Source organism: Marinigracilibium pacificum (assembly GCF_012926615.1).
Lineage (GTDB): Bacteria > Bacteroidota > Bacteroidia > Cytophagales > Cyclobacteriaceae > Mangrovivirga > Mangrovivirga pacifica.
Genome location: NZ_JABBNU010000001.1, coordinates 188762 through 208455, shown reverse-complemented (window position 1 = coordinate 208455; position 19694 = coordinate 188762). Strand labels below are relative to the sequence as shown.

Sequence of the window (19694 nt, the reverse complement as noted above, 5' to 3'; positions counted from 1 at the left end):
GCAGCCTTTTTTTATATCCTCTTTTTTACAATATCTTTTAAACATTCTATCCATTTAGGGTGATCATTTAAACTAGGGACTAGTTGTACTTTTTCACCGCCATGTTCTTCGAATAATTCCTGGTAACCCTCTCCAATTTCAACAATTGTTTCAAGACAATCAGCAGTAAATGCAGGGCTAAAAAATAACAGCTTCTTAGCTCCTTTTTTAGCTTGTTCGATCACTGTTTTGTCAGCAAATGGCTCTAACCATTCTTTGTCAAGCCTTGACTGAAATGCAACAGTATACTTATCTTCAGGTATATTTAGATTTTCAGCAATCGCCCGTGTTGTAGCATAAGAAGTTGCTTTATAGCAAAATTTATTTTCCTCAGTTATTTCAAGCTCACAGTCATGATCTTCACAAAGTCCGTTGTCATAAACTTTATCAACCTGCCTAGTTGGCAAACCATGGTAACTAAAAATAACATGATCGTATTCTTCAATATTAAACTTGTTGCCGATTTCAGCAAACGCCTCAATATATAAAGGGTGATCCCAAAACTGACCCACGAAGTCTAATTCAGGTATAACCCACCATTTACTGATAACTCTGAATACCTCTTCAATTGCAGACCCATTTGTAGCTGAAGCATATTGAGGAAAAAGTGGCAGAACAATGATTTTGTCATAATTTTCCTTCCTCATTTTTTCCAAAACATCAGGTATCGACGGGTTTTTATAGCGCATTGCTAACTCTACAGTAACTTCATCACCAAGTGCTTCTTGAAGTTTTTCCTTTGTCTGCACACTGTAATAGAGCAAAGGTGAGCCGTTTTCAGTCCAAAGCTTTTGGTATTCTTTTGAAGAACCTTTGGCCCTGAAAGGAACAATAATTCCATTAACAAGTAATGTCCTTTTAATTGTTGGAAGGTCGATGACTCTTGGGTCATTTAAAAATTGTGTAAGGTATGACCTGACGTCAGAGACTTTTGGACTATCTGGAGTGCCCAGATTTATTAATAAGACGCCAGTTTTTTTATTAGTGGTATTCATATCTGTTTGAAACTATATATTAAAATTTATGTTTCAATTATATTGAACATAATGTCTCCATTTCTCTATAACTGCGACAAAATCCTCGGGTAGTTCCGATTCAAAATAAAGTTTTTCAGTGGTTACCGGATGAATAAAACCTAGTGATTTGGCGTGTAACGCTTGCCGTGGCATTATTTTAAAGCAATTATCTACAAAGCTGGTATATTTTGAAAATTTAGCCCCTTTTAACACCTTATCTCCTCCGTAAGTTACATCATTAAATAATGGGTGACCAATTGACTTCATATGAGCCCTAATTTGATGTGTCCTTCCTGTTTCAAGGCGACATTCAATTAATGAAACATATCTAAGGTCTTCTATTTTTGAATAATGAGTAATTGCATGTTTACCTCCGTTATCTTCTTCAACAACTGTAACTATACGTCTGTCTTTAGGGTGTCTGCCGAGTGGAGAGTTTATTGTTCCCATTTCCTCTTTTGGAATTCCCCAGACCATTGCCGTGTAGGTCCTGTCTATGGAGTGGTCGAAAAACTGTTTTGCTAATCCGGTCATCGCTTTTTCGGTTTTTGCAATTACCAATAGGCCACTTGTGTCTTTATCTATTCGATGAACTAAACCTGGCCTTCCGGTATTTCCGGGCATTTCAGGAAGTTGTTCAAAATGATAGGCAAGAGCATTAACTAATGTACCTGTCCAGTTATTATAGGCTGGATGAACAACCATTCCTGCTGGCTTTTCCACAACAAGTAAATGGTCATCCTCATATTTAATGTTTAATGGGATGTTTTCCGGAACTACTTCTGACTCTTTTGGAGGCTCTGGTAATGCAATGATTATTTCATCACCAGGGTGAACCTTATAATTTGGCTTTACCAAACCATCATTCACTTTTACAAAGCCGTCTTTGATTGCTGTCTGTAGTTTTGACCGGGTTACATTTGGTAACCTATCCATTAAAAACTTATCTATCCGCAATAAAGTTTGCTTAGGATCACAAACTATACGATAATGCTCGTATAATTCATCGCTATCTGAATACTCTTCTAATTCTTGCATGAGTATGCGAAGTTAACCTATTTTTGATTTATGGAAAAGCCACCAATTATTGAACGAATGGCCAATGAGTTGTTTTCCAATGAGAATGTAGTAGTTGATATCTTAAGAGAAGATAAACTACACCCTGAAATTAGTGGAAACAAATACTGGAAGCTTAAATACTATTTAAAAGATGCAAAAGAAAAAAAATGTGATACCTTAATCAGCTTTGGAGGTGCTTACAGTAATCATATTCATGCATTAGCTTTTGCCGGGAAACTTTATGGCTTTAAAACTATCGGGATTATAAGAGGGGAAGAACTTGAATCTAAACCACGTAACCCTACACTTCAAGATTGTGAAAGGTATGGAATGAATTTGCAATTTATAAGTCGAAATTATTATAAACTGAAAGATACAGCCAACTTTTTATCAGACATGAAGGATAAATACCGAGATTCATTGGTTATTCCGGAAGGTGGAGGTTGCGAAATGGGTGAAATGGGAGTTATCGATATGATTCAGCGAGTCAATAATATAAGTCAATATCATTATATTGTTGTCAGTGGAGGCACAGGTACCACTGCTGCAGGTATTGCCAAGGGAGTTAAAGATTATAATACTGAGGTTATAATTGTTCCTGCTTTAAACCTAACTGAAACTGTTAAAGAAATAAACTCTCGATTGGTTACTATTGGCTGTAAGAAGTTAATTATGTGGGATACACCAGCGAATTGGTCTTACGGAAAGTTGAACAATGATCTTTTGGAGTTTAGCAAAACTATTTATAACACCTATGGTCTGATGCTTGACCCTGTGTATACTACCAAATCATTTAAGTTATTATTGGAAAAAATAAGTCAAAATTATTTTAATTCAGGCTCCAAAATCTTGTTTATTCACACCGGCGGTCTTCAGGGGTGGAGAGGATTTAAACCCGGGTTATCTGACAAGCCAATCTGATAGTGCGTCGCCAAGTTTATTACACCACCCAAGGTTAATATTCTTTTTATCTGTGATTGATTTCTTGTGCATGCTACTCAGGTAAAATGTATCCATACCTAATTTCTCTGCTTCTGCAAGTCTGTTATCCACCCTGTTTACTGCTCTGATTTCACCACTTAGTCCTACTTCACCAGCGAAACAAGCATTTCTAGGTACAGGTATTTCGTTAGCGCTACTAATTACCGCAGCACAAACAGCCAGATCAATAGCAGGGTCTTCTATTTTGATTCCACCTGCTATATTTATAAAAACATCATAAGCATTAAGCCGGAAACCCATTCGTTTTTCAAGCACAGCAAGAATCATATTAAGACGTTTGACATCAAAGCCTGTACAGGTTCTTTGAGGTGTTCCATAAGCGGCACTGCTTACTAGTGCTTGTATTTCGACTAAAAGTGGTCTGTTTCCTTCGAGAGTGGCCCCAATTGCTATTCCTGAAGAATGCTCTTCACGTTGAGATAAAAGAATTTCAGAGGGATTATTTACTTGCCTTAAACCATCTTTGATCATTTCATAAATCCCAAGTTCAGCTGTGCTTCCAAATCTATTCTTGGTAGTTCGAAGAATCCGGTAACTCAAATGTCTGTCACCTTCAAATTGAAGAACAGTATCAACCATATGCTCAAGAATTTTTGGTCCTGCAATACTTCCATCCTTTGTGATGTGACCGATGAGAATTACTGAAGTTTGTGTTTGTTTGGCAAACTTCATGAATGTTGATGTACAATCGCGGATTTGGGTGATACTACCTGCCATAGAATCATTCTGAGGACTAACTGTTGTCTGGATTGAGTCTATGATTATAAGGTCAGGGTCTATTGTGTTTATTTCTTTGAATATCTGGTCAATTTGTGTTTCGGTGAGTAAGTATATTTCTCCAGCATCCAGAGACATTCTTTTAGCTCGCATGCTAATTTGCTGAGCACTCTCTTCTCCACTAACATATAGCACCTTTTTATCTTTGCCTAGAGACTCAGATATTTGAAGCATTAGTGTAGATTTTCCAATTCCTGGCTCTCCTCCAATTAATACCAATGAACCGGGTACAATACCACCTCCAAGTACTCTGTTAAACTCAAGATCCGTTGTGATGATCCTTGGCTGTTCATCAGTGCTTATAGAAGATAGTTTCTGAGCTTTATTTTTAGTTAAGTCTCCGGGCTTATTAATAGAGGTTTCCCATAACGAGTCAGTATCATGTTTTTTCCCTGACCCAAGTTTTATTTCCTTGAAAGTGTTCCATTGATTACATGAAGGGCATTTCCCCAGCCATTTTGGTGAGTCATAGCCACAATTTTCACAAACAAAGGCAGTTTTTTGTTTTGCCATCAGGTAAATAGTGCTTCAATGTCCGACTTATCCAAACTCTTCATAAAGCTTTCTTCTGTATTTATTAGTTCATTAGCTAATTGTAGCTTGCTTTGTTGGAGAGTAAGGATTTTCTCTTCTACAGTATTACGCATTATGAACTTATAAGTAAACACCTGGTTTGTTTGACCAATTCTGTGAGCTCTATCTACAGCTTGTGCTTCGATTGCAGGATTCCACCATGGGTCAAGTAAGAAAACATAGTCTGCTTTAGTAAGGTTTAAACCTAACCCTCCGGCTTTTAGAGAGATTAGAAAAACTTTAACCGTTTGGTCATCTTGAAATTTATCAACCTGCGCCTGGCGGTCTTTTGTAGATCCGTCAAGATAGCAGTACTTGATTTTATCTTTATCGAGTTGTTTTTTAACAATATCAAGGTGTTTTACAAACTGTGAAAAGACAAGTACTTTATGGTCGTCACTAATTGCATCATGCAGCCTTATCATAACATCATCAAGCTTTCCACTTTCACCCTTATAATCAGGTTCAACCATCTTAGGGTGGTTGGCAAGTTGCCTTAGTTTAGTAAGACCCTGTAAAACCATCATTCTACTTTTCTTCATACCTTGTAGTTCGATCTCATCCATGATCTTATTACGGTAGAAGCTTTTTACCTCCTCGTATTTTTCCTCTTGCTCCTGGCTCATCGTAGTGTATATCACGTTTTCAACCTTAGGAGGAAGCTCTGTGGCAACTTGTGATTTATGCCTTCTGAGAATAAATGGTTTAATAATATTATAAAGCTTCTTAATCTTAGATTCGTCCTGGTTTTTTTCAATGGGCTGAAGAAACTCATTTTTGAAAAAAGACTGAGACCCTAGTAATCCCGGATTTACAAATGACATTTGCGACCAAAGATCAAGAGTAGTATTTTCTAATGGTGTTCCTGTAAGAATAAGTCTGAATTTTGATCTCAGGTCTCTTACTGCTTTAGCAATATTGCTGTTTGGGTTTTTAATTACCTGAGACTCATCAAGAATGATATAATTGAAAAAGTAATTTTTAAGAATATCAATGTCTAGTCTCACAATACCATAACTGGTAAGGATGATGTCATACCCTTCAAACAGGTTAACATCTTTTTCTCTGTTTGTTCCGGTGTATAAAAACACCTTAAGGTTTGGAGTAAATTTTTCGGCTTCCTTTTGCCAGTTGTATAACAGTGAAGTTGGCATAATAAGCAGGGAAGCTTTATCCATACCTTTGTCTTTCTCATCTTGAAGTAAAGCCAGGGTCTGTACAGTTTTACCAAGACCCATATCATCAGCAAGACAGCCTCCGAAATTATAGTTGTTGAGGAATTTCATCCAGTTAAAACCAGCCTTTTGGTAAGGTCTAAGTTCACCACTGAAACTTTCCGGTAAAGGATAATCCTCAATTTTAGTAAAGTCTTTTAATAGCTCGAGCTTGGTTGAAATGTTAACTTTTGCAAGGTTACCATGTTTCAATTCATCAACCAATGCAACATGGTGTTTATTGAGAGACATGCTTTCGGCAGATTCTTCTCCATTTTCATGCATAAAAGAGAATAGTTCGCCATATTTTGTAAACCAAGCTTCAGGAATTACTGCAATTTCCCCGTTGGGAAGAGAAAACTCTTTTTTCTTTTTTACAATATATTTCCGTAAGTCTTTAAAAGGTATTTTGTAGTCTCCAAACTCAATAATTGCATGAATATCAAACCAATCATTCTTTTCATTGACTTCAATATTTATGCTTGGCTGACCAAGAAAGTATTTCTTATTCTCGACATCTTTCTGGATCAGTTTAAATCCTTTTTCTTCAAGTTTGAATTTATACAGTGTGAGCCATGCGAAAGCATCTTGTTTAGACATGGTTAGTCGTCCATGTTTCAGTAAAAGGTCAATATCCTTCAAATACTGAATTATCTGACGTTCTTTTTCCGGGTCGCGGCTTACCTTATGGAATAAGAATGAGTCTTCTGTTTTTTCCATTCTAACCGAAGACTTCTGGTTTGCCTCACCTTTAAACTCGTATGGGCCATATTTAAATTTTAATTCAAATAGAATCTTTTCCCTGTCTTCAAACCCAGCCGAAGTTTTCTTGTCATCAAAAAGAGAACCCTGAACAGTTTCTGCCGCAGCTAAAGTTGAGAAATATAAATATGGATTAACGCCATATGCTTCGTTATTGATCTGAAATCCTTTTGCTGAAACATCAAAATTAGCTATCAGAGGACATACAAATTTTTCATAGTATGTTTCTTCTATCTTTCCTGGAATTAGAATAAACTTCTTTCTAAGAAAAGGAATGAGTTTTTTACCTTCAGGGTTTTTTTCGAAGTGATAAAGCCTGCCTTCAACAACCATGTAAGCAGGTTCATTACAAAGAATGTATGCGTCTTTATAAGAAAAATCTACTTTTACTCCATTATGTTTGATGGTAGGCCAATAATGAGTATTGTCTTCATTACGATGAAAATGAAATAGAATTGAGGCAGCCTTTTCCTGATAAAAAATTTCTTTCCAAGCGGGCTCTCCATCTGAACCCATTTCGAATAATCTTTTGCCGGGAATCCGTTTGAGAATTTCTGCACGTCGAATATCAAGATATCTTTCAATTTCTTTTTGGATTAGGTCATTGCCCTTTTCTTTGTCAAAAACCTTCAAAAAGAAGTCCTCAGTTTTCATTGGTTTCTTTGAAAACTTTCTTGAAACAACATCCTGTTGCATGCTGTCCATTAACTCGATTAACTCATAATCAACCTCATCTAAACCTGAGCTGAACTCATCAGCATTTTTAATAGAAATATTCTGATGCTGAAAGGTCAGCCCTCCGTTATCATCGAGATGAACAATATAGGATTCGAATAAATATCCTAGATATTCATGCTCAAAAACTGAGTATATGATTTGGAACGGCTGAGCGCTCGAAACCTTCATAATGCTACATTTTTTAGAAAACAATGAATACCAAATTAGGAGAAATTGTTAACCCTTGCAAGGCATAAAGGATATAAAAAGCGAGTATTTTACTGTAATGCTTTTAAATCAGCAGCTTGCACTGCAGATCTTGCTGGTAGGAAAGAAATTGTCAAGGTTATAGCACAAATTGTCAAAGCAGTTAAAACAAAATCACCCCAGTACATTTTTACTGGGTAAGAATCTACTACGGCAGTTTGCATTCCCATACTGATAAATCCATATGTTTGTTGGAGGTAACACAATACAAACCCTATGATAATACCGGTGATAGCCCCTCCAAATGAAATGATAAACCCTTCATAAAGAAAAATCTTCTTTATGATATTGTCCTGACTACCCATCGCAAAAAGAAGACTAATGTCTCTCTTTTTATCAACAGCAAGCATATTTAGAGAAAAGAAGATATTGATGGAGGCAACTGTAAGAATAAATGATAGTATGATAAAGACAAATAATTTTTCGAGCTTTACAGCCCTTAATATATCAGCATGTTGCTCACGGTCTGTTAATACAATGTATTTCGGGCCTATGATTTTTTCGATATCATTTTTTACATCATTTAAGTCTTCACCTGAGGTGGTTTTTATCTCTATGCTTGTTACTAATCCAGGCTTGTATCCAAATAGTGCTGAGGCAAACTCTATTGGAACCAGCATATACTTTTCATCATAATGTTTTTCAATGGCAAAAGCACCTGAAGGTAGTATCGGTAGTCGTTTAACCGACCGGTCAGGGTTGATCAGGCCTGGTTTTACATCTTTTGGGTAGAATATTTGTAATGCCTTAAAATCATTTTCAAGTGAAACCTGTAAATCATCAAAAAGGCCATATCCTAACACGGCATAACTAACACCATTTTCTTTAAGCTTGAACTCTCCCCTTGCTATTGAATTGATAATTCGTTCGTGTTTTACAAATGATTCATCAACACCTTTGACAGTTACAAGTGTTTGTGCCTGATTATATTTTATCAGGGCATTGTTTTCAATTACGGGAGTTATAACCTCAACCTCAGGAATTTTTTCTAATTCTGTTTTTACAGAATCTAATTCAAAAGTTTTACCTACAGAGGCTGTAATTTTAATTTGTGGGTCAAAATCATTTAATAATGAGGTAAGAAGACCTTCTAAACCGTTAAAAACACTCAGTACAATTATCAAGGCAGCTGTTGCAATAGCAATAGCAACCATTGAAACTATTGAGATCACGTGTATGAAATTCTTTTTTTTACGTGACCAAAAGTATTTTTTAGCAATTAAATAAGGTAGGTTGACCATTAGTCTTCATCCTCGTCTTGTTCTTCTTCAGGCGGAATATCAAGGTTTTTTAATAGGTTATCTATTTTACCTGCGTATTCAGCTCCTTCGTCAAGATAAAAAATAAGTTCAGGAATAGCTCTGACTTGTTTACCAATTCGGTTACCAAGAAATTTTCTGATTTCGGATTTTCTATCATTGATAGTATCCATAAAACCATCTTTATCCGGATGAGCAAGTAGTGAAAGATAAGCTTTAGAAACTTTTAAATCAGGAGAAATATCAACGCGGGTAATTGTTACAAATGCATTTCCTATTACATTTTTTCCTTCCCTCTGAAATATCTGACTCAGCTCTTCCTGTATCAGCCTTGAAAATTTTAACTGTCTTTGACTAACGCTCATAGTACAAATATGTCTCAATTTTTGTTATTTTTCTTGATTTTCGGCTATTTTCGAAATCGTTTTATAGTTAACCAGCGTATTCTTGTTACAGTTTTTTAGAATAAATGATCCATATCGCTTTGTAGCGGTATTTTTACTGATTGTATTAATACGTCTTCCCTTTTGGTTATCAGGGGGTTGGATAACTTTGCCCGAAATCGAATGGTTATTAATTGGTGAAGAACTCGCCAATGGGAAAATTTTATACAGAGAGCTATTTGATGATATTGGTCCTGTAAGTGCTTACCTATATGCTGGGATTAATGCTCTTTTTGGCAGAACAGAATGGCCATTACAAGTAGCGGGTGTTTTATTAACCCTATTTCAAGCGATTACATTTAATAGAATTGCACTTCGGAATAAGGCATATAATGAAAATACTTATATACCGGGAATGATTTATGCTGTTTGCAGCAGCCTATTCCCTGATATGTATATTATGTCTCCAGTTATGATCAGCATGACATTTATTATGCTGGCGACTGAAAATATATTTAATAGAATTGAAGTTAAAACTGAAGACAGAGACTTTCTACTTACCGGTGTCTATCTTTCAATTGCCACAATGGCATATTTACCATCAATATTTTTTACTGTTTTTTGTTTAATTAGTCTGGTTTTATTTACAGGGACTGTACCAAGAAGATATTTATTGTATGCTTATGGAGTAGCACTACCTTTAGCTATGGTTTTTGTACTGTTTTTATACTTAGACTCATCTTTTGCATTCATTGACAATTTTATTTTAAGCTGGTGGTCAATTGATTGGATTCAACGATATTCGAAAATTACCTTTTGGTCATTGATTGCTGTGCCAGTCTTTTTCTTTACTATTTCTGTTTTCAAGACATTTTCATTTCCCAGATATACAAATTATCAGGTTAGGCTTCAACAAGTGATGCTTATCTTCTTTATAATTAGCATATTGGTTTGGGTCTTGTCCAGAGATAGGTCATTATATCATTTGTTATTATTTGTGCCCCCAATGGCATTTTTCCTTTCACATTACTTTTTAATAATCAGGAGAAAATGGATGGCAGAGTTACAGTGGATAGTCTTTTTTTCTTGTGTGTTATTCATTAATTATGGACTTTACTATCAAAATGATTATTTGAATGAGGCTGGATTAAATGTGTGGTCTGAAGAAACCTTTTTATTTAAGGCAGACGATATTTCATCTAAAGTTAAAGGAAGTAGTCTTCTAATTATAGGCAGTCATCCTCAGTATTATATTGATGCAAATTTGGCAACACCATATTTTAACTGGGATATTTCAGAGCCATATTTTATGAATACAAGCAGGTATTCAAGAATCGTACACCTGTATAACTCTTTAGTAAATGATCCTCCGGAAATTATATTAGATTTTGAGAAGAGAATTCCTATTCTTGAAGAAAACCTACCTATACTTTCGGATAGCTATGAAACAGAAGATGGCGTTATTTATAAATTGAAGATAAAATAAAAAACCCTTTTCCAATATTGACTTAGAAAAGGGTTCTATAAAAATTTAATTGTCTTCTTAGCAAGAGATTTTTCCTACTCTACGTTCATGACGCCCACCTTCAAAATCAGTGGTTATGAATGTTTCAAGCATTTCAAACGCCGTATTTTCATCTACAAATCGGGCAGGAACACAAATTACATTAGCATTATTATGTTGTCTTGCTAATGCAGCTAGCTCTTTGTTCCAACATAACGCAGCCCTGATGTTTGCATGTTTATTTGCTGTCATACACACTCCGTTTCCACTTCCACAAATTAATACACCTAATGTGCCATCTGTAGACTCAACATCAGATGCTACCGGGTGAGCAAAGTCTGGGTAATCAGCCGACTCTGCTGAATATGGACCATGGTCTTTAACTTCATATCCTTTTTCATTAAGGAAGGCAACAAACTTTTCTTTCAACTCGAAACCAGCATGGTCGCCACCAATAAATATTTTATTCACTTTCATGTTTGACAAGGTCTTTTGATATTTTATTATATAAACTTTTTGATACTAAGATACTGATCTCATAAAGTATAAACAGAGGAAAACTCACAAGTAGCTGTGTGAAAACATCCGGAGGAGTAATCATTGCAGATAAAAACAAAATAATAATAAATGCATGCCTTCTATATGTTTTCAGGTAGTTAGGAGTTACAATACCTGCTTTAGTTAAAAAATAAACAATAACTGGTAACTGGAATGTAATACCGCAGGCTAACACTAAGGTAGCTAAAAAGCCAACATATGAACTCAGGTCAATCTCATTTTGAAATTCTGCTGTAATAGAATAGTGATAAAGGAAATTGAATGAAAATGGTGAAATTATGAAATATCCAAAGCAAACACCAAGGATAAATAATGTAGTTACAAAAAAAACGGCTCCTCTTGACGCACTTTTTTCTTCTGTATGAAGACCAGGCTTTATAAACCTCCATATTTCAAAAAAGGCATATGGGAAGGCACAAATAAACCCAAGCATAACTGAATATTTAATGTCAGCCATAAACTGGCCCGCAATATCTCTGTTGTATAAGGTTATCTTAAATTCATCAATACATAATGCAGGTAGATTTAATTTTTGGCCGAGCTCACAAAACAACTTAAAGGTTATAAAGTCAGATCTTCCTGGGCCCATTATTACCTCACCGAATAAGTATTCACTGAAAATAAAGGCAATAACACCAAATACCAAAATAGAGGCTACAGACCTGATTATATGCCACCTTAAAATTTCAAGGTGTTCTAAAAAGGTCATTTCATTTTGTTCATCTGCCACTGTTAATTTCTTTTAAAAGCAAAAGTAAAAAGCACGGGCTGAATCAACCCATGCTCAATATATTATTTTGAAATTTTAAAATCATACATAAAGTTCAAAACCTCTCATCCAGTCATTAATGTCCTGTTTAAGGAGTTTGATCTTTTGGTCGTTTTCAAGGTTGTTTAAAACCTCATCAACGAACCATACAATTTTCTTCATATCTTCTTCATTCATACCTCTAGTGGTAACGGCAGCAGTACCAACCCTCATACCTGAAGTAACAAATGGAGATTTATCATCAAATGGAACCATGTTTTTGTTGATGGTAATATCAGCTCTTATCAGTCCGTTTTCAGCATCTTTACCAGTTAATCCCTTTGAACGAAGGTCGATAAGCATTAAGTGGTTATCAGTTCCACCTGAAATAATGTTATAGCCTTTTTCAACGAATGCCTCAGCCATAGCTTTAGCATTTTTCTCAACTTGTACTATGTATTTGAAGTAGTCTTCTGTTAAAGCTTCACCATAAGCCACAGCTTTAGCTGCAATTACATGTTCTAATGGTCCACCTTGAGTTCCAGGGAAAACACCTCCATCAAGAAGTTGGGTCATAGTTTTAAGAGCACCTTTTGGTGTTTTTATACCATAAGGGTTCTCGAAATCTTCTCTCATTAAAATCATTCCTCCTCTAGGCCCACGTAAAGTTTTGTGAGTAGTAGTTGTAATGATGTGGCAATATTCAAGAGGGTCATTTAGTAGTCCACGAGCAATTAGTCCACTTGGATGTGAAATATCAGCTAAAAGAATAGCACCAATTTCGTCAGCTACTTCTCTAAATTTTTTGTAGTCCCAGTCACGGCTATAAGCTGAAGCACCACAAATGATCATTTTTGGCTTTTCCTTTAGAGCAGTTTCTTCCATTTGATCATAATCGATCAATCCAGTTTCTTTATCTACACCATAAAAGAATGGCTGATAAAGCTTACCACTGAAATTTACTGGAGACCCGTGAGTAAGGTGTCCTCCATGAGATAGGTCAAATCCAAGAATTTTATCACCAGGATTTAAAATTGCCAGCATAACAGCTGCATTAGCTTGTGCACCAGAGTGAGGCTGAACATTTGCCCACGTAGCACCGAATAATTCACAAGCACGTTCGATTGCCAGGTTCTCAACTTCATCTACAACTTCGCAACCACCATAATATCTTTTCCCTGGTAATCCTTCAGCATATTTATTGGTTAATACACTTCCCATGGCTTCCATTACTTGTGGAGAGGTGAAGTTTTCAGAAGCGATTAATTCAATCCCTTCTTGCTGTCGCTTTTTTTCCTCAGCGATAAGGTCAAATATTTTTTGGTCTCTAAACATGATTGTGAATAATTTAATCAGCTGCAAAATTAATTGGGTATCACCGTAATACAAAAAAAACTTACTCCATTAGACTACTCTTTTTACCTTTTATCAATTTTATTATCCAAACGGACAGGTTTTTAATGCACTTTTGGTCAAGTGCTGCTAAATTAATCTCAAAAGTTAGAATCATGAAAAATATTTTGTTCAACATTTTTTCACTTGCACTAATAATTTCTTTTGTGTCATGTGATTACCACGATGGGGTTAAAGGATCAGGAAATAAAGTTGACAGAGAAGAGTCTCTTTCTGAATTTAACTCTGTTGAATTCAAGGGGAATTATGTAGTCTACCTGCACCAGGCCGATCAATATAAAGTTATAATCGAAGCAGATGATAATTTAATGTCTTATATCGATGTTAAACAATCAGGAAATAAAGTTTCTATTGATTCTGAAGAGAATTTTTATGATAGTGACGATGTGAGAATCGATTTATATTTTAAAGATATTAGAGATATAAATGTTTCGGGAGCTGTAAATCTTAAAAATGAGGGAACATTGGTAGTGGAAACACTAAATATGGACCTTGGTGGAGCCGGAGCAATTAATTTGACTCTTGAGTCAAAAGATGTAAACATTGAAGTTTCAGGAGCTGGAGGAATTAAACTTAAAGGGTTCACTGAGTTTTTAGGAGTAAGAATGAGTGGAGCCGGAGGAATGGATGCCAAAGATCTTACCGCTAGTAATGCAGAACTAGACATTAGTGGTGTTGGTGGTGCTCAGGTTTGTGTAAGAGATGTTTTAAAGGCTGAAATTTCAGGAATTGGTGGCGTGCAGTACTATTGCAAACCTAATGAGATAATTGAAAATATTGCAGGTCTGGGCTCTATTAAGGAAGGGAATTCTGATAAAGACGATACGGATTTTTAAAATAATTGAAAATTAGAATACAAAAAGCGGATAATCATTATCCGCTTTTTTTGCTTTATAGCTTTTTATACGATATTTGTTCACTTACCTAATGATTTTTAATGGTGAAGCTTGATGAATTAAGAAGTAAGATTGACAAACTCGATGATCAGATACTCGATCTTATGAATGAACGGATGGAAATAGTAAAGCAGGTTGGAGAATTAAAAAGGTCTTCAAACAGTATTATTTACAGACCAGAAAGAGAAAAAGCAATTATTGATCGTTTGACTAAAAGGTCGAATGGTTTGATGGAACGACAAGCTATTGAGGCAATATTTTTGGAAATTTTTGCCATCAGCAGAAATATGGAGCTTCCGGAAAGAGTAGCTTATCTTGGTCCGGAGGGTAGTTTTACACATCAAGCAGCCGAAAGTAGATTTGGAGCAATAAATGAGTATCTTTCAATTGGCTCAATATCATCAGTATTTGAAACTGTAAATACAGGAAGAGCTCGTTTTGGAGTAGTTCCTGTTGAAAACAATCAGGAAGGAATTGTTCAGGAAACAATAGACTTAATTGGTAGATATGACTTAAAAATTGTTGCAGAGATACCGATGTCTATTCACTTTTCATTTGCCACTCTTGAAGAAAAGATTTCTGATATTAAAAAGATATATAGTAAGGATATAGCTTTTCGTCAATGTCGAAATTTTTTAACAGATTTATTTGGAGATCAAATCGAATTAATACCAGTGAATAGTACTTCGACAGCGGTGAAAATTGCAAAAGAAGAACCAAACGCTGCTGCCATTTGCTCTCACATAGCTGCCAAAGAGTATGGATTGCCTATTCTATTTGAGAACATTGAAGATTCAGATTCTAACCATACGCGTTTTTGGATTATCGCCAGAGATATCATAAATCAGCAAGCCGAACTAAATAAAACATCGCTTATAGCAAAACTACCTGATACTCCTGGTAGTTTAGCAAGCTTTCTTGAGGCCTTTCATAATGCAGAAATAAATTTGTCGAAAGTAGAAAGCCGTCCGGCAAAAATTGGTAAAAAGTTTAAGTATTGGTTTTTTGTTGAATTTGATGGCCATTTTAATGATGATAAAGTTCAGGAAGCCTTAGCTCCCTATTTGAAAAATGTTAAATGGCTTGGTTCATATGTTAAGCTGTGCTAAACTATTTTGTTTTGAAGCAGTTGCTTAAGTGTGAAAATTGTAATCAAAACAAAAGTAGAATCATCCTTAGCTGATGTAGAGAGAAAATTTGACAGGAATCTGTTTGTTAAATTGAGTCCTTTATTTCCAAAATTAAACCTATTAAGGTTTGATGGAATTGGAAAAGGAGGTGTAACTCAATTGTTATTGGATTTTATATTGTTTTCACAAGAGTGGGTTAGCATTAACACTCACTCGGTAAGTTCATCCAAAGGGTTTTATTTTATTGATGTCGGTAAAAAGCTGCCTTTTCCTTTAAAAAACTGGCGTCATCACCATATTATTTATTCAGAAGAAAGCACTGTTATAGTAGATAGGATTTCTTACTCCACCAGATCTTTGATTCTAGATTTATTAATGTATCCTGCTATGTGGTTAATGTTTTATTTACGCAAGCTCGCTTATAAAAAGTACTTTAAGGAATAACCCTAATTGGGGGATTTTTGCGGTATAATTTATTGATTATATTGTAAATTGTAATATATCATTTTTTAAGTTAATCTTTAGTCCAAATTTTTCGTTAAAATAAAGTGATAATACGTTTTAATGAAAAGGTATATTTCAAATATCGTCTGGTCAATTCTGGTTATCACATTTGTGGTGCCTTATATTACTATTGGTCAAACTCAAAAAATAGGATTTGAACTCACAACTGAGGTTAGGCGCATCACCATTCCTTTTGAAAAGTATAATAATTTAATTATTGTACCTGTTTTGCTAAATGAATCTATTCCTCTAAAATTTATTCTTGATACAGGAGTTAGAAATGCGATTCTTACAGAAAAAACCATTTGTGATTTAATTAAAATGGAGTATGACAGACAGGTGTTTTTGTCTGATGCTTCAGGAAATCATGTAATATCTGCTTTTGTAGCAAGTAATAATACACTTTCCTTACCTGGTGTTAAAGGTCATAGTCAAGCGTTGCTGGTATTGGAAGATGATTATTTGAAGCTAAGTAATAATATTGGTATCGATGTTCATGGAATTTTAGGATACGAACTATTTAAGAATTTTGTAGTTGAAATAGATTATCAAGGAGCAGAACTGATCTTACACGATCCTAAATACTTCAAACCCAAAAGAAGTTATGAAGAATTTGATATGGAGGTTATCGAAGGAAAGCCATACATTTTTTTACCCGTTGGGTTGAATGACACAACGAATGTTATGTGTAAACTAATGGTTGATACAGGAGCGTCTCATAGTTTAATGTTAAGTACAGAGTCTGATGAAAATATAAGCATACCTAAAAAGAATATTGAGTCAGTAATTGGCCGCGGCCTTGGCGGTTATATAAATGGTAATCTTGGAAGAATTGCTGATCTAAGATTAAAGGATTATAACCTTGAGGAGGTAATTGCATCATTTCCTGAAGGAGAAACATACTTTGAAGCTACCAAATATGATGAAAGAAACGGAACTATTGGAGGAGGGGTGTTATACAGATTTAGAGTCGTTTTTGATTATCAGAATAATAAGTTTTACTTGAAAAAGAACAGGTTTTATAAAGAGCCATTTGATCTTAATATGACTGGTATTGAAGTAATGGCTGATGGGCCAAACTTAAAGGAAATATTAGTTCATTATGTTAGAGAAGGTTCTCCGGCTGATGACGCAGGAATTGAAATTGGAGATAAAATAACAAGAATCAATTCAAGCAAAGTGGAGAACTATGAATTATGGGAAATATCAGAAATGTTTAGTCGTAAGGAAGGAAAAACATTAAAGCTTGAGATAAAAAGAGGTGACGAGATTCTGACAAAAAAAGTAGAACTGGAGAGAATACTTTAATAAAAGGCTGAGTATTACTCAGCCTTTTTCATTTCTAATAGAATATTGCATTTCCATATATTATTAAGCCTTCATACCAGAAGCATCTTAAAAGCGGGTTATCTATGAAGTAAATTATTTCTCCACCCCCAAATTCTCTTGATCCAAAACCTAAAGTACCTGTCATTTTTTCAGATAGATTGGTTCCTACAAAACCATCTATGATTGCATTATCTTCAATATAACCAATATTCCATCCTGACTTTAGTAATTCAAAAGTTGAGCTATTTGTTTTTAACCCTCGATATGATCTGCCAAGACCAAAGGAAATAGGGTGGCTATTATCCAATGAATAATTAATTATTGCTCCTGGAGTAAAGTTTTTAGTGCTTTCTCTTTCTGCATTTCCATATGATTTTGTTCTGGATTTATAATTGTATTCATTTTCTCCAGGTGACTTTGACGGAGATATTTTTTTTAGAGATATTGAAGAATTACTAGTGTCAAGACTATTAATTGCGTTTTCAATCAATATTAACTTATTACCGTTCTTTACCCATTCTTCTATAAATGATACCTTCTCTTTGGATAACATCTGATATCTTCCATTCGGTAATATTAAAGTGTTGATCTGTGATAATAACTCCTTATTAAAATAGTCTGGTCTGATTATATGAATCGGGTAATTGACCAATTGTTCAAAATAGTACCAATTTTCTCCAAATGATAGAGGTGATGTCTCTTCACCTGACATTAAGGCAATTTTTGGCTTTTCAATTAATTTGTAAGCTGAAGAGCCAAGGTCTGGTCCGGCAGTAACAAAGCCGGTACTGACACTTTCGATGACTATCTTATGGTCATTTAATAATTTATTAAGCTTGTCGTCAAACCTTTCAACAGTGTTTCTATTTACTCTATCCATTATAATAAGTGTTCCTTTCTCAAAAACCTTACCCTCAACTGTTAATTCTTCTGTTGCCAAGGAAACCTTGAAATTATTCGAAAGAGCTGCAGCCAAAAACTTATGGCTATTAATTCCTTGAAAAGGAACTAGATATGCATAAGACTTTTTTATTACCTGATTAGAATACTCAGGGGCTTTATATTCTTGCTTTATTGATATTGAAGTAGTTAGTGCATAACCTTTTAAACCATAAGAGTGGAATAGAGACCAGGAAGTTATATCATAAGTAATACTGTCTGAAAGATTAGTGTTAGGAGCAAGCAAAACATTGACTAATGTGGATTTTGGTTGGTCACCTGGTATTAAAATATCATCACTGGATATGCTAAAGCTAGATTCCTGAAGGGTTTCATAGTTGAATCCTTTAGCTGAAAAAGACTTACCTACTTTTCCAAATTTTATGTTGTGAGCATTCAATAGCTTTAATAGGTCATCAATTTTAGCCTGATTGTTTTGGCTCGAAATCACAAATGATTTGTATTTTTCCATGTTTCTATTAGGAGCACTAAAATAGTCACTAAAATTATCAAGCAAGGCTTTTCTGTTTTCCGAAGCAGTTTTAATGGTAGCCATTCCACTTGTATAGTGATGGTCCAGCCTGTCTTTTAAAGTAAGTGTATCTTCGGTTGGCAATTTGATTCCTAAACCGGCAAATGAATGGCCTCCTTGCTCATAGGTCATGCCTATGCTTCCGTTAAACATTGGGTATGTGTCACCATAACTTGGATAAAGAAGGTCAAATACTTCTTTTGTGAAGTATTGCCAGCCGTTTGCATCAAATGCTGCCGCATTATTTTTACCAATTGTTACTTGAAATTCTCTTTGCCAATCTGAAATCAAATCATGATATGGTTCTGCAGCTGGAGCAAAGTAGTAGGGTGAGGTATAGCCTTGTTCATGAAAGTCAACATGGATATGGGGCATCCACTCATTATAGACTTTTACTCTTGCTTTTGATTCAACTTGAGTTAACCATGCCCAATCCCTGTTTAAATCGAACAGATAATGATTTTGTCGTCCTCCAGGCCAAGGTTCATGGTGCTCTCTTCCAATTGGGTCAATGTCTGGGATTATATTTGATTGTTGTCTGAACCAGTGTACATATCTGTCTCTGCCATCAGGATTTAAACAAGGATCAATAATTACGATAGTCTTTTCGAGTAAATCATTATTGTTAGATTTAGTGAGGAGGTCATAGGCAGTTTTCATCGAAGCTTCAGTAGAATTAGCTTCATTACCATGGACATTATAGCTTAACCAAACAATTGCAGGGTCTTCAGTATTATTATTTGTAGAGCCAGTTGAAAATCTTTCCTTGTTATTTGCTCTGATCGATTCAATTTGAGAGAGGTTATCAGCAGAAGTTAAAATGGCATATAACAGCGGCCTGTCTTCGTTTGTTCGCCCGTACTCAATCAACTTTATTCTTGTTGGGTTTTCATTTTGCAGATGATAAAAATAATCAACTACTTTATAATGGTACGTAAATTGCTCTCCTAATTCATATCCCAGAAATTCAGATGGGGACTTCGTTTGGGAAAAGGAAAGGTTTGAAATAAGGATTAAAACGGCCAGCGTAAATATTTTTTTCATAAATTCGTTTTTCAAAATGAAAACAACAT

The 19694-nt window shown here is 35.1% G+C and carries 16 protein-coding genes; 6 read left to right on the top strand and 10 right to left on the bottom strand.

Going from position 1 to position 19694, the window contains the following annotated elements; translation table 11 throughout:
- Positions 1-11: 11 nt before the first annotated feature.
- A complete protein-coding gene (gene hemH, locus HH304_RS01005; RefSeq protein ID WP_169677576.1) occupies positions 12-1034 on the bottom strand; it encodes a ferrochelatase in 1023 nt (340 codons plus the stop codon).
- A 33-nt stretch (positions 1035-1067) separates the two neighbouring features.
- Positions 1068-2093: an RluA family pseudouridine synthase gene (locus HH304_RS01000; RefSeq protein WP_169677575.1), complete on the bottom strand. Its 1026-nt coding sequence runs from the start codon at positions 2091-2093 to the stop codon at positions 1068-1070.
- Positions 2094-2123: 30 nt separating this feature from the next.
- Between HH304_RS01000 and HH304_RS00995 the strand changes: the two genes are divergently transcribed.
- A complete protein-coding gene (locus HH304_RS00995; protein WP_169677574.1) occupies positions 2124-3035 on the top strand; it encodes a 1-aminocyclopropane-1-carboxylate deaminase/D-cysteine desulfhydrase in 912 nt (303 codons plus the stop codon).
- Here the strand turns inward: HH304_RS00995 and radA are convergent.
- From radA to rbfA, 4 genes are all read right to left on the bottom strand, one after another.
- Positions 3015-4406: a DNA repair protein RadA gene (gene radA, locus HH304_RS00990; protein ID WP_169677573.1), complete on the bottom strand. Its 1392-nt coding sequence runs from the start codon at positions 4404-4406 to the stop codon at positions 3015-3017. The genes HH304_RS00995 and radA overlap by 21 nt on opposite strands.
- Positions 4406-7348 (bottom strand): DEAD/DEAH box helicase, encoded by a 2943-nt coding sequence (locus HH304_RS00985; protein WP_169677572.1) that lies wholly within the window; start codon positions 7346-7348, stop codon positions 4406-4408. The genes radA and HH304_RS00985 overlap by 1 nt, the downstream gene beginning before the upstream one ends.
- 89 nt (positions 7349-7437) lie before the next feature.
- Positions 7438-8598, bottom strand: coding sequence for an ABC transporter permease (locus tag HH304_RS00980; RefSeq protein ID WP_333908725.1), 1161 nt, complete (start codon positions 8596-8598; stop codon positions 7438-7440).
- Positions 8599-8666: 68 nt separating this feature from the next.
- Positions 8667-9050: a 30S ribosome-binding factor RbfA gene (rbfA, locus tag HH304_RS00975; protein WP_169677571.1), complete on the bottom strand. Its 384-nt coding sequence runs from the start codon at positions 9048-9050 to the stop codon at positions 8667-8669.
- An 82-nt stretch (positions 9051-9132) separates the two neighbouring features.
- Between rbfA and HH304_RS00970 the strand changes: the two genes are divergently transcribed.
- The gene (locus HH304_RS00970; RefSeq protein ID WP_169677570.1) at positions 9133-10554 is read left to right on the top strand and encodes a DUF6427 family protein; all 1422 of its coding nucleotides are present in this window, start codon (positions 9133-9135) and stop codon (positions 10552-10554) included.
- Between the two features lie 57 nt (positions 10555-10611).
- Here the strand turns inward: HH304_RS00970 and rpiB are convergent, their stop codons facing one another.
- The 3 genes from rpiB to HH304_RS00955 form a co-directional block, all read right to left on the bottom strand.
- Positions 10612-11049, bottom strand: coding sequence for a ribose 5-phosphate isomerase B (gene rpiB / locus HH304_RS00965; protein ID WP_271711458.1), 438 nt, complete (start codon positions 11047-11049; stop codon positions 10612-10614).
- The gene (tatC, locus tag HH304_RS00960; RefSeq protein WP_333908724.1) at positions 11036-11860 is read right to left on the bottom strand and encodes a twin-arginine translocase subunit TatC; all 825 of its coding nucleotides are present in this window, start codon (positions 11858-11860) and stop codon (positions 11036-11038) included. Before tatC ends, rpiB begins: the two co-directional genes overlap by 14 nt.
- Before the next feature lie 81 nt (positions 11861-11941).
- On the bottom strand, positions 11942-13213 hold the full coding sequence (locus HH304_RS00955) for a serine hydroxymethyltransferase (RefSeq protein ID WP_271711457.1): 1272 nt from the start codon (positions 13211-13213) through the stop codon (positions 11942-11944).
- 173 nt (positions 13214-13386) lie between these two features.
- On the opposite strand from HH304_RS00955, the gene HH304_RS00950 reads away from it, so the two are divergent.
- From HH304_RS00950 to HH304_RS00935, 4 genes are all read left to right on the top strand, one after another.
- The gene (locus HH304_RS00950) at positions 13387-14127 is read left to right on the top strand and encodes a head GIN domain-containing protein (protein WP_169677568.1); all 741 of its coding nucleotides are present in this window, start codon (positions 13387-13389) and stop codon (positions 14125-14127) included.
- A gap of 104 nt (positions 14128-14231) precedes the next feature.
- Positions 14232-15296, top strand: a complete 1065-nt coding sequence (gene pheA, locus HH304_RS00945; protein ID WP_169677884.1) for a prephenate dehydratase — start codon at positions 14232-14234, stop codon at positions 15294-15296.
- A gap of 30 nt (positions 15297-15326) precedes the next feature.
- The gene (locus HH304_RS00940) at positions 15327-15761 is read left to right on the top strand and encodes a hypothetical protein (RefSeq protein WP_169677567.1); all 435 of its coding nucleotides are present in this window, start codon (positions 15327-15329) and stop codon (positions 15759-15761) included.
- A gap of 120 nt (positions 15762-15881) precedes the next feature.
- Positions 15882-17129, top strand: coding sequence for an aspartyl protease family protein (locus HH304_RS00935; protein WP_169677566.1), 1248 nt, complete (start codon positions 15882-15884; stop codon positions 17127-17129).
- Positions 17130-17163: 34 nt separating this feature from the next.
- Here the strand turns inward: HH304_RS00935 and HH304_RS00930 are convergent, their stop codons facing one another.
- A complete protein-coding gene (locus tag HH304_RS00930; protein ID WP_169677565.1) occupies positions 17164-19665 on the bottom strand; it encodes a M14 metallopeptidase family protein in 2502 nt (833 codons plus the stop codon).
- Positions 19666-19694 lie beyond the last annotated feature (29 nt).